7 protein-coding genes are annotated in these 12,504 nt (G+C 43.6%); all 7 read left to right on the forward strand.

Going from position 1 to position 12,504, the window contains the following annotated elements; all coding sequences use genetic code 11:
• The first annotated feature begins 301 nt into the window (after positions 1–301).
• The 7 genes from rpoB to tuf all read left to right on the forward strand — a co-directional run bounded on the left by rpoB (position 302) and on the right by tuf (position 12,380).
• Entirely contained in the window at positions 302–3,832 is a 3,531-nt protein-coding gene (rpoB, locus tag Q7A53_RS20230) for a DNA-directed RNA polymerase subunit beta (RefSeq protein ID WP_411791026.1), read from the forward strand.
• A 67-nt stretch (positions 3,833–3,899) separates the two neighbouring features.
• Positions 3,900–7,508, forward strand: coding sequence for a DNA-directed RNA polymerase subunit beta' (rpoC, locus tag Q7A53_RS20235; RefSeq protein ID WP_411791027.1), 3,609 nt, complete (start codon positions 3,900–3,902; stop codon positions 7,506–7,508).
• A 141-nt stretch (positions 7,509–7,649) separates the two neighbouring features.
• Positions 7,650–7,901 carry a 50S ribosomal protein L7ae-like protein gene (locus Q7A53_RS20240; protein WP_411791028.1) on the forward strand — a complete coding sequence of 84 codons (252 nt, stop codon included), beginning with the start codon at positions 7,650–7,652 and terminating at the stop codon, positions 7,899–7,901.
• A gap of 99 nt (positions 7,902–8,000) precedes the next feature.
• Positions 8,001–8,414 carry a 30S ribosomal protein S12 gene (gene rpsL, locus Q7A53_RS20245; protein ID WP_411791029.1) on the forward strand — a complete coding sequence of 138 codons (414 nt, stop codon included), beginning with the start codon at positions 8,001–8,003 and terminating at the stop codon, positions 8,412–8,414.
• A gap of 53 nt (positions 8,415–8,467) precedes the next feature.
• Positions 8,468–8,938, forward strand: a complete 471-nt coding sequence (gene rpsG, locus Q7A53_RS20250) for a 30S ribosomal protein S7 (protein ID WP_411791030.1) — start codon at positions 8,468–8,470, stop codon at positions 8,936–8,938.
• 44 nt (positions 8,939–8,982) lie between these two features.
• Positions 8,983–11,061, forward strand: coding sequence for an elongation factor G (fusA, locus tag Q7A53_RS20255; protein WP_411791031.1), 2,079 nt, complete (start codon positions 8,983–8,985; stop codon positions 11,059–11,061).
• A 128-nt stretch (positions 11,062–11,189) separates the two neighbouring features.
• On the forward strand, positions 11,190–12,380 hold the full coding sequence (gene tuf, locus Q7A53_RS20260) for an elongation factor Tu (RefSeq protein WP_411791032.1): 1,191 nt from the start codon (positions 11,190–11,192) through the stop codon (positions 12,378–12,380).
• Positions 12,381–12,504 lie beyond the last annotated feature (124 nt).

Consider the following 12,504-nt stretch of genomic DNA (forward strand, 5'->3'; position numbering starts at 1 on the left):
TAGTATTGAAAAATGCCAATATGACCATAGTATGTCAAGTCCTTTTTCTTATTTTATGTATAAAAATTTGATAGAGGGGCAGAATGGTAAAATCGAACACAATATAGTGAATGAGGTTTTTAATATATGAAAACCCTTTTTCTTTTTTGTCTAACGTTAGAGAGAAATGAAGAATCACCATTCGCAATGGAGGCGAATGTTTAAATAGTGCTTGTGGTAAGATCAACCCCAAGCCTGTTCGGCATGCCTTTGCCGAACCCTTTTTTCGTTATTAAATTGCTTGATTTGAGGGGTGAATCAGTTGACAGGTCAACTAGTTCAATATGGACGACACCGCCAGCGCAGAAGTTATGCACGTATCAGTGAAGTATTAGAATTGCCGAATTTGATTGAAATTCAAACTGCTTCTTACCAATGGTTTTTAGAAGAAGGTTTGAAAGAAATGTTTCAGGATATTTCTCCAATCGAGGATTTCACAGGCAACTTATCACTTGAGTTTGTAGACTACAGCCTTGGCGAACCAAAGTATCCAGTCGATGAGTCAAAGGACCGGGACGTAACCTATAATGCACCACTTCGTGTGAAGGTTCGTCTATTAAATAATGAGACAGGGGAAGTGAAAGAGCAAGAAGTGTTTATGGGTGATTTTCCACTCATGACCGACACCGGCACCTTTGTTATTAATGGCGCCGAACGTGTTATTGTTTCTCAGCTTGTTCGTTCTCCGAGTGTTTATTTCAATAAGAAAATTGATAAAAACGGTAAGAAAGGCCATACTGCAACGGTTATACCAAACCGCGGTGCATGGCTTGAGTTCGAAACCGATGCGAAAGATGTAGTACATGTTCGTATTGACCGTACTCGTAAATTACCAATCACCGTTTTATTACGTGCTTTAGGTTTCGGAACAGACCAGGAGATCCTTGATCTTATTGGTGAGAACGAATACCTGAAGAACACACTGGAAAAAGATAATACGGAAAACAGTGAAAAAGCATTGCTGGAAATTTATGAACGTCTGCGCCCTGGTGAACCGCCAACCGTAGAAAATGCGAAAAGTTTACTAGTTTCCCGATTCTTCGATCCAAAACGCTATGATTTAGCGCGTGTGGGTCGTTATAAGATTAATAAGAAGCTTCATATAAAAGACCGACTGTTTAACCAGACACTGGCAGAAACGCTTGTGGATGAGGAAACAGGTGAAGTACTTGGTGAAAAAGGCGATAAGATTGACCGCCGTTTGTTAAATAAATTGATTCCTCATTTCGATAATGAAGATGCCAATTTAAGTGAACAATCTCTGGATCCTGTAGATGGTGTACTGGAAGAACCAATTAGAGTTCAGTCCGTGAAAATTGTGGACCCTACCGATCCTGAAGGAGAACGTTCTATTAATGTAATTGGTAACGCCAATATCGACCGAGGCGTAAAAAATATTATGCCTGCTGATATTCTTTCAGCGATCAGCTACTTCTTTAACTTGCTTCACAATGTAGGCGGAACCGACGATATCGACCACCTAGGAAACCGTCGTCTGCGTTCTGTTGGTGAACTGCTTCAAAACCAATTCCGAATTGGTTTGTCTCGTATGGAGCGTGTGGTTCGCGAGCGTATGTCTATTCAAGACACATCCTCCATTACACCACAGCAGTTAATCAATATAAGGCCGGTTATCGCTTCCATTAAAGAATTCTTTGGAAGTTCCCAGCTTTCTCAGTTTATGGACCAAACAAATCCACTTGCAGAATTGACGCATAAACGTCGTTTATCTGCACTTGGACCCGGTGGTTTAACTCGTGAACGTGCAGGCTTTGAAGTTCGAGATGTTCACTACTCCCACTACGGCCGTATGTGTCCGATCGAGACTCCTGAGGGACCGAATATCGGGTTGATCAACTCGCTTTCCTCTTATGCGAAAGTAAATGAGTTTGGGTTTATTGAAACACCATATCGCCGGGTTGATCCGGATTCCAATAAAGTAACTGCACAAATTGATTATTTGACTGCAGATGAAGAAGATAATTATGTAGTAGCTCAGGCGAACGCGAAGCTTGGTGACGATGGTTCCTTCCTTGATGAAGAAGTTATCGCGCGTTTCCGCGGTGAGAACACAGTAGTTCCCCGTGACCGTCTAGACTACATGGATGTATCACCGAAGCAGGTTGTATCCGCAGCGACGGCATGTATTCCTTTCTTAGAAAACGATGACTCCAACCGTTCTCTTATGGGAGCCAACATGCAGCGACAAGCTGTACCATTGCTGAAACCAGATGCACCTTTAGTAGGAACAGGCATGGAATATGTATCCGGTAAGGATTCAGGGGCTGCTGTTATATGCCACCATGAAGGAATTGTTGAACGCGTAGAAGCGAAAGAAGTGCTTGTCCGCCGAGTTTCTGAAGTGGATGGCAGAGAAGTTGAAGGCGACCTTGATCGTTATCGTTTGCAGAAGTTTATCCGTTCCAATCAGGGAAGCTGCTATAACCAGCGTCCAATTGTCTCTAAAGGGGACCGCGTTACTAAAGGTGAAATCCTTGCTGATGGACCATCCATGGATATGGGTGAATTGGCACTAGGTCAAAACCCTCTTGTTGCCTTTATGACATGGGATGGTTACAACTACGAGGATGCGATCATTATGAGTGAGCGTCTAGTCAAAGATGATGTCTATACTTCTATTCACATTGAAGAATATGAATCAGAAGCCCGTGACACCAAGCTTGGACCAGAAGAAATTACTCGTGATATTCCAAACGTAGGAGAAGATGCTCTTCGTGACTTAGATGAACGAGGGATTATCCGCGTTGGTGCTGAAGTTAGTGATGGCGATCTGTTAGTAGGTAAAGTAACTCCTAAAGGTGTTACAGAACTATCTGCAGAAGAACGTTTACTTCATGCTATTTTCGGTGAAAAAGCTCGGGAAGTGCGCGATACTTCCTTACGTGTGCCACACGGTGCGGGTGGTATTGTGCTCGATGTTAAAATCTTCAACCGTGAAGATGGCGACGAGCTGCCGCCAGGAGTTAATCAGTTAATTCGTGCTTATATTGTTCAGAAACGTAAGATCTCTGAAGGAGATAAAATGGCCGGGCGTCACGGAAACAAGGGTGTTATATCTAAGATTCTTCCAGAAGAAGATATGCCATTCCTTCCAGACGGCACACCAGTTGATGTTATGTTAAACCCTCTTGGGGTTCCATCACGTATGAATATCGGACAGGTACTTGAACTGCACTTAGGAATGGCGGCTCGTTTGATGGGCATCCGAGTAGCGACTCCGGTATTTGACGGTGCTCGCGAGGAAGATGTCTGGGAGACACTTCAGGAAGCAGGTATGGCACGTGATGCGAAGACCATCCTTTATGATGGACGTTCAGGTGAACCATTTGATAATCGTGTTTCTGTTGGGGTTATGTATATGATTAAACTAGCCCACATGGTTGATGATAAATTGCACGCCCGTTCGACTGGACCGTACTCCCTGGTTACTCAGCAGCCGCTGGGTGGTAAAGCACAGTTCGGTGGACAGCGTTTTGGTGAGATGGAGGTATGGGCACTTGAAGCATATGGTGCTGCATATACTCTGCAAGAAATTCTTACTGTGAAATCGGATGACGTCGTAGGTCGTGTGAAAACGTATGAAGCCATAGTTAAAGGCGATAATGTTCCTGAACCAGGAGTTCCTGAATCCTTTAAAGTTCTAATTAAAGAGCTTCAAAGTCTTGGGATGGATGTGAAAATCCTTTCTGGTGACGAACAAGAAATAGAAATGCGTGATATAGAAGAAGAGCAAACCAAAGAATCCGAGAATCTGAACTTAGACGACCAATAAGACTAAACCCCAGATCTTTGTTCTAAGCTTAGGGTGAAACTTGGATACTAAAAGGGAGGTAGGCCCCTTGCTAGATGTAAATAATTTTGAATATATGAAAATAGGCTTGGCTTCACCTGATAAAATTCGTTCTTGGTCTTATGGTGAGGTTAAAAAGCCAGAAACGATCAACTATCGTACTTTAAAGCCAGAGAAAGACGGCTTGTTCTGTGAAAGAATCTTCGGCCCGCAGAAAGACTGGGAATGTCATTGTGGTAAATACAAACGTGTCCGTTACAAGGGTGTCGTTTGTGACCGCTGCGGGGTTGAAGTAACGAAAGCAAAAGTCCGTCGTGAGCGTATGGGGCACCTGGAATTAGCTGCCCCGGTTTCTCACATCTGGTACTTCAAAGGCATTCCAAGCCGTATGGGACTTGTTCTTGACATGTCCCCGCGTGCTTTGGAGGAAGTGATTTATTTTGCGGCGTATATCGTAACTGATCCTGGTGAAACAGCGTTAGAACGGAAACAGCTGCTTTCAGAAAAAGAGTACCGTGCCTATCGTGAAAAGTTTGGTCAAGGTTTTCAGGCGGCAATGGGTGCGGAAGCTATTCGTAAGCTTCTTTTTGACATCGATCTTGATGGAGAAGTGGAGACGCTTAAAGAAGAATTGAAAGTTGCCCAAGGGCAGCGCCGTACGCGTGCTATCAAACGTCTGGAAGTGTTAGAGTCTTTCCGTAATTCAGGAAATGACCCATCATGGATGATTCTTGATGTACTGCCGGTCATCCCGCCGGAACTTCGTCCAATGGTTCAATTGGATGGAGGGCGTTTTGCAACATCAGACTTAAACGATCTGTACCGCCGTGTCATTAACCGTAACAATCGTTTGAAGAGGTTGTTAGACCTTGGAGCTCCTACGATCATTGTTCAAAATGAGAAGCGTATGCTCCAAGAAGCTGTTGACGCTCTTATTGATAATGGCCGCCGCGGCCGTCCTGTAACGGGACCAGGAAATCGTCCGCTTAAATCTCTTTCTCATATGCTGAAAGGGAAACAAGGACGTTTCCGTCAAAACTTATTAGGTAAACGTGTTGACTATTCAGGGCGTTCTGTAATTGTCGTAGGTCCATCATTGAAAATGTATCAGTGCGGACTTCCGAAAGAAATGGCACTCGAGCTATTCAAGCCATTTGTTATGAAAGAACTTGTATCCCGTGGATTAGCGCATAATATTAAATCTGCTAAACGGAAAATCGAACGTGTGCACCCGGAAGTCTGGGATGTACTCGAAGATGTAATCAAGGAGCATCCGGTTCTATTAAACCGTGCACCTACATTGCACCGTTTAGGTATTCAGGCATTCGAACCGACGCTTGTTGAAGGTCGTGCGATTCGTCTGCACCCGCTGGTATGTACAGCTTACAACGCTGACTTTGACGGAGACCAAATGGCCGTTCACGTTCCATTATCTTCTGAAGCTCAGGCAGAAGCTCGTATTTTAATGCTTGCGGCACAAAACATTCTGAACCCTAAAGATGGCAAACCAGTTGTTACTCCTTCTCAGGATATGGTACTAGGTAACTATTATCTAACCCTGGAACGTCCGGGAGCAATTGGAGAAGGAATGTCATTTAAAGATTTGAATGAAGCTATAATGGCTTATCAGAACGGCTATGTTCATCTGCACACTCGTGTGGCAGTGCAAGCAAGTTCGCTTAACAACGATACCTTTACAGAAGAACAGAATAACCAGCTGTTGTTAACTTCCGTGGGTAAATTGATCTTCAATGAAATGCTGCCAAGCTCATTCCCTTATATTAATGAGCCGACGCAGGAGAATTTAGAAGTGAAAACACCTCCTATGTACTTCGTGGAGAAGGGTACTAATATTCGCGAGGAAATTTCTAAGCGCGATGAAGTTTCTCCATTTAAGAAAGGCATATTAGGAGATATCATTGCTGAAGTGTTTAAACGCTTCTCTATCAGTGAAACCTCTAAAATGCTAGACCGTATGAAGGACTTAGGGTTTGCTTACTCTACGAAAGCAGGTATCACAGTTGGTGTATCTGACGTTGTGGTACTTCCAGAGAAGCAGGAAATCTTAGTAGAAGCTCAAGGAAAAGTAGATAAAGTATTAAAACAGTTCCGCCGTGGTTTAATCACGGAAGAAGAACGATATGATCGTGTTATCGAAATTTGGTCAGGTGCTAAAGATACGATTCAAAATCTTCTTATGCAGTCATTGAACCCTCGTAACCCTATCTTTATGATGAGTGATTCAGGAGCACGTGGTAACGCGTCTAACTTCACTCAGCTTGCAGGTATGCGTGGACTCATGGCCAACCCGGCCGGCCGAATTATTGAGCTGCCGATCAAATCAAGCTTCCGTGAAGGTCTGACAGTACTTGAGTACTTTATTTCCACTCACGGTGCACGTAAAGGTCTTGCCGATACCGCACTGAAAACGGCCGATTCCGGTTACTTGACACGTCGTCTTGTTGACGTAGCTCAGGATGTTATTGTGCGTGAGGATGATTGTGGAACAGATCGCGGTCTTCCTGTAAGTTCGCTTACGGAAGGTACCGAAACGATTGAGCCATTAATCGACCGTCTGATTGGCCGTACGGCTTTCCAAACAATTAAGCACCCTGAAACTGGCGAAATACTTGCGACAAGAAACGAAGTGATCTTCGAGGATGCCGCTAAGCAAATCGTAGATTCCGGTATCAAGCAAGTTGTGATTCGCTCAGCTTTCACATGTAACACGAAACACGGTGTTTGTAAGAAATGTTATGGCCGAAACCTTGCAACGGGAGATGAAGTCGAAGTGGGAGAAGCTGTGGGAATCATTGCAGCACAATCCATTGGTGAGCCAGGTACACAGCTTACTATGCGTACCTTCCACACGGGCGGTGTAGCTGGAGACGATATCACGCAAGGTCTTCCTCGTATCCAGGAAATCGTAGAGGCTCGTAACCCGAAAGGTCAAGCTGTCATTACTGAAATTGAAGGTACTGTACGAGAAATCAATGAAGTAAAAGAAAAACAAGAAATTGTTGTTCAAGGCACAGTAGAGACACGTTCTTATACAGCGCCTTACGGTTCTCGTATGAAAGTCTCCGTTGGGGATGAAGTCAAAGCGGGTGAACCACTAACTGAAGGTTCCATTGATCCAAAAGAATTGCTGACAGTTCAAGGACTGGACGGTGTTCAGGAATACCTTCTTAAAGAAGTACAGAAAGTATATCGTATGCAAGGTGTTGAAATTTCTGACAAGCACGTAGAAGTAATGGTCCGCCAAATGCTTCGTAAAATCCGTGTACTTGATTCCGGAGACACTGATGTACTTCCAGGTTCTCTGCTTGAGATCCATCAATTTAAAGACGCCAACCAAAAAGCACTTATGGAAGGCGGACAGCCAGCAGTCGGACGTCCTGTCATCCTTGGTATTACAAAAGCTTCGCTTGAAACCGACAGCTTCTTGTCTGCAGCATCCTTCCAGGAAACAACTCGTGTCCTGACTGATGCAGCGATCAAAGGTAAGCGCGATGAATTACTAGGGCTTAAAGAAAATGTTATTATTGGTAAGCTTGTTCCTGCCGGTACTGGAATGACCCGCTACCGCAAGATTCAAGCTCAATCCGATAATAAAGACCAAGTGACTGCACCAGTGGAAGAAGTCACCCAGCCTTAAGTAAATAGTTAAAGGTAATTTTAGGGTAAAATTCAGGGAGCATCTTGAAAACTATTTGAAATTCAGTTGACATGGATTTTACGTAGTGATAATATAATCAAGGTGCTTCCATTTATCCTAGTTGCTTTGGAGGATATGCAGATGTCTTATGAAAAAGTGGCGAAGGCTAAAGAGGAAATAGTCATTGGGACTAAACAAACACTTAAAGCTATGAAGAATGGCGAAGTGAATGAAGTCATTACGGCTGAAGATGCTGATCAGTCTATGACAGAGAAAGTAGCCCGGCTAGCCAAGCAGCTCAATATCCCGCATACAAGAGTCGCATCAATGAAGGATTTGGGAAATGCTTGTGGTATAGATGTAGGAGCTGCAACAGTGGCGATAAAGCAATAAAGTTTTGGCGCTTGGCGCGAAAGCTTTGTTTTTTGCCTTTTTATGAACCACCTGGATGTGTGGTATTAAAAAATGCAATAGGAAGGGAGGATTTCCAAAATGCCTACTATTAATCAATTAGTACGTAAAGGACGCGTGAACAAAACTAGAAAGTCTGACTCTCCAGCTTTGAACAAAGGCTTTAACAGCTATAAAAAGCGTATGACTGATCAGTCTTCACCGCAGAAACGCGGGGTTTGTACACGTGTTGGTACAATGACACCGAAGAAACCGAACTCTGCACTACGTAAGTATGCACGTGTTCGTTTGACTAACCAGCTTGAGGTTAACGCCTACATTCCTGGTATCGGCCACAACCTTCAAGAGCACAGTGTTGTTCTTATCCGTGGCGGACGTGTTAAGGACTTACCTGGTGTGCGTTATCACATCGTTCGTGGTGCACTTGATACTGCAAGCGTAGATGGACGTAGACAAGGCCGTTCTAAATACGGTACTAAAAAGCCTAAACAATAATCGATATTTAATATCGCTTAATAAATCAATTAATCAAGAAGGGAGGGGAACATATGCCACGTAAAGGTCCAGTAGCTAAACGTGATGTGTTACCAGATCCAATGTACAATTCAAAGCTTGTTACTCGCTTGATTAACCAAATTATGGTTGATGGTCAGCGCGGTAAAGCTCAGAAGATTCTATATAAAGCTTTTGAACTAGTTCAAGAGCGCGGCGGAAACGACGCTATGGAAACTTTTGAACAAGCAATGAAAAATGTAATGCCCGTACTAGAAGTACGCGCTCGCCGTGTCGGTGGTTCTAACTACCAAGTACCAGTTGAGGTACGTCCTGAGCGTCGTCAAGCTCTAGGTTTGCGTTTCATTGTTAACTATGCGCGTCTTCGCGGAGAGAAAACAATGGAAGAACGCCTAGCTAACGAAATTCTAGATGCAGGAAACAATACCGGTGCTGCAGTTAAGCGTCGTGAAGATATGCACAAAATGGCGGAAGCTAACAAAGCATTCGCTCACTATCGTTGGTAATCACCAGCAAAAAATAAATTTACTATCAGGAAGGAGAAAGATTCATGCCTAGAGAGTTCTCCTTAGAAAAGACTCGTAACATTGGTATTATGGCTCACATTGATGCCGGTAAGACCACTGCTACAGAGCGTATTCTTTTCTACACAGGACGTATCCACAAAATTGGTGAAACTCACGAAGGGGCTTCCCAAATGGACTGGATGGAGCAGGAACAGGAACGCGGAATTACCATTACTTCCGCTGCCACTACTGCTCAGTGGAAAGGTCATCGTATTAACATCATCGACACGCCTGGTCACGTAGACTTCACAGTTGAGGTTGAACGTTCCCTTCGTGTACTTGATGGCTCTGTAGCTGTACTTGATGCTCAGTCTGGTGTAGAACCACAAACTGAAACAGTATGGCGTCAGGCAACCACTTACGGTGTTCCACGTATTGTGTTCGTTAACAAAATGGACAAAATTGGTGCAGATTTCATTTATTCCTTAGGTACCCTGAAAGACCGCCTTGGAGCAAATGCTGCAGCAGTTCAGCTTCCTATTGGTGCAGAAGATGAATTCGAAGGAATCATTGACTTGGTAACAATGGAAGCATTCTTCTACATGGATGACTTAGGAACTCGTGCTGAAGCACGCCCTATTCCTGATGAATACAAAGATCAAGCCGAAGAGTACCGTGCGAAGCTTGTTGAGTCCGTAGCGGAGCTTGATGAAGACTTGATGATGCAGTACCTTGAAGGAGAAGAAATCACAAATGAACAGCTGAAAACGGCTATCCGTGCAGCAACTCTAACCGTTGATTTCTATCCAGTGTTCTGTGGTTCAGCTTTCAAAAACAAAGGGGTACAGCTATTAATTGATGGGGTAATTGATTACCTTCCATCTCCATTAGATGTTCCTCCAATTGAAGGACATGTACCGCAAACAGAAGAAGAAGTTGTTCGTAAAGCTGACGATAAAGAGCCATTCTCTGCTTTGGCCTTTAAAGTTGCTACCGACCCTTACGTTGGTAAACTAACTTTCTTCCGAGTTTACTCTGGTACTTTAAATGCCGGTTCTTACGTAAAGAACTCCACGAAAGATAAGCGTGAGCGTGTAGGACGTATCCTGCAAATGCATGCGAATTCTCGTGAAGAAATCTCTACTGTCTATGCTGGTGACATTGCGGGTGCAGTAGGACTTAAAGATACAGGTACTGGTGATACTCTATGTGATGAAAAGAGTCTCGTTATTCTTGAATCTATGGAATTCCCGGAACCAGTTATCTCTGTAGCTATTGAACCAAAATCAAAAGCTGACCAGGATAAAATGTCCATCGCTTTAGGTAAACTTGCTGAAGAAGATCCAACATTCCAAACTGAAACAAACGTTGAAACTGGTCAAACCATCATTGCTGGTATGGGTGAGCTTCACCTGGACATCATTGTTGACCGCCTTCGCCGTGAGTTTAAAGTGGAAGCTAACATCGGAGCTCCGCAAGTTGCTTATCGTGAAACCTTCCGTGGAAGTGCTAACGTTGAAGGTAAATTCGTACGCCAGTCTGGCGGACGTGGACAATTCGGTCACGTTTGGGTAACTTTTGAACCAAACGAAGAAGGTGCCGGCTTTGAATTCGTAAACAAAATCGTCGGTGGTGTTGTACCTCGTGAGTACATCCCATCCGTAGAGGCTGGTATTAAAGAATCCTTGGAGAACGGCGTATTAGCTGGATATCCTATGGTAGACATTAAGGCCACTCTTTATGATGGTTCTTATCACGATGTCGACTCTAACGAAATGGCCTTTAAAGTTGCTGCATCAATGGCACTGAAAGAAGCTAAAAACAAATGTAAACCTGTTCTTCTAGAACCAATGATGAAAGTTGAAGTAGTCATTCCTGAAGAATATATGGGTGATATCATGGGTGATGTAACTTCCCGTCGCGGACGTGTTGAAGGTATGGAAACTCGTGGTACTGCGCAGGTTGTTAAAGCGTTTGTTCCACTATCTGAAATGTTTGGCTATGCAACAGCGTTGCGTTCCAATACACAAGGACGCGGAACTTACACTATGCATTTTGATCACTACGAAGAAGTACCTAAGAGTATTTCTGAGGAAATCATCAAGAAAAATTCTGGTGAATAATTGATTTTTTTGACGAGTTAAAGTATAACTTGTATTGTAAGCTTAGGAGTGCAGTGAACTGTCTCCTAGGCTTCAAATAAAAAATCAATCATAAACTTTGTTATTTAATTAAAGGAGGAAATATACTAATGGGTAAAGAAAAATTTGACCGGTCCAAGTCCCACGTTAACATCGGTACTATTGGACACGTTGACCATGGTAAAACTACATTAACTGCTGCAATTACTACAGTACTTCATAAGCGTTCCGGATCCGGTACGGCTATGGCGTACGACATGATCGATGGTGCTCCTGAAGAACGTGAACGTGGTATCACAATCTCAACAGCACACGTTGAGTACGAAACAGAAAAACGCCACTATGCACACGTTGACTGCCCAGGTCACGCTGACTATGTTAAAAACATGATCACTGGTGCTGCTCAAATGGACGGCGCGATCCTAGTTGTATCTGCAGCTGACGGTCCAATGCCGCAAACTCGTGAGCACATCCTTCTTTCTAAAAACGTTGGTGTACCAGCTATCGTTGTGTTCTTGAACAAAACTGATATGGTAGACGACGAAGAACTTCTTGAACTAGTAGAAATGGAAGTTCGCGATCTATTATCTGAATATGATTTCGATGGCGACAACGTACCAGTTATCAGTGGTTCTGCTCTTAAAGCTCTTGAAGGTGATTCCGAGTATGAACAAAGAATCTTTGATCTTATGGATGCAGTGGATGAGCACATCCCAACTCCAGACCGTGACACTGACAAACCATTCATGATGCCAGTTGAGGACGTATTCTCAATCACTGGCCGTGGTACTGTAGCAACAGGCCGTGTTGAACGTGGTCAAGTTAAAGTCGGTGACGAAGTTGAAATCATCGGTCTTGCACCAGAAGCGCGCAAAACAACAATCACTGGTGTGGAAATGTTCCGTAAGCTTCTTGACTATGCTGAAGCTGGCGACAACATTGGTGCACTTCTTCGTGGGGTTAACCGTGAAGATATCGGACGTGGACAAGTACTAGCTAAGCCTGGTTCTATCACTCCGCACACAAACTTCAAATCTGAAGTTTATGTACTATCTAAAGACGAAGGTGGACGTCATACTCCATTCTTCTCTAACTACCGTCCACAGTTCTACTTCCGTACTACGGACGTAACTGGCGTTATTCAACTTCCAGAAGGCGTAGAAATGGTTATGCCTGGAGATAACGTTGAAATGACTGTTGAACTTATTTCTCCAATCGCGATCGAAGACGGAACTCGTTTCTCTATTCGTGAAGGTGGACGTACAGTAGGTTCTGGCGTAGTTTCCGAAATTACTAAATAATTTCAGGATCAGCTGAATAATTAAAAGAGGCAGCTTAAGTGCTGCCTCTTTTTTATTGTAATTCAAGCTAAATATAGGCTTTGGTTGCAACTGACTTTAAAGTTTGTTTTAATAGAAAACAGTC

The sequence above is a fragment of the Halobacillus rhizosphaerae genome, from assembly GCF_046719735.1.
Classification (GTDB): domain Bacteria; phylum Bacillota; class Bacilli; order Bacillales; family Halobacillaceae; genus Halobacillus_B; species Halobacillus_B rhizosphaerae.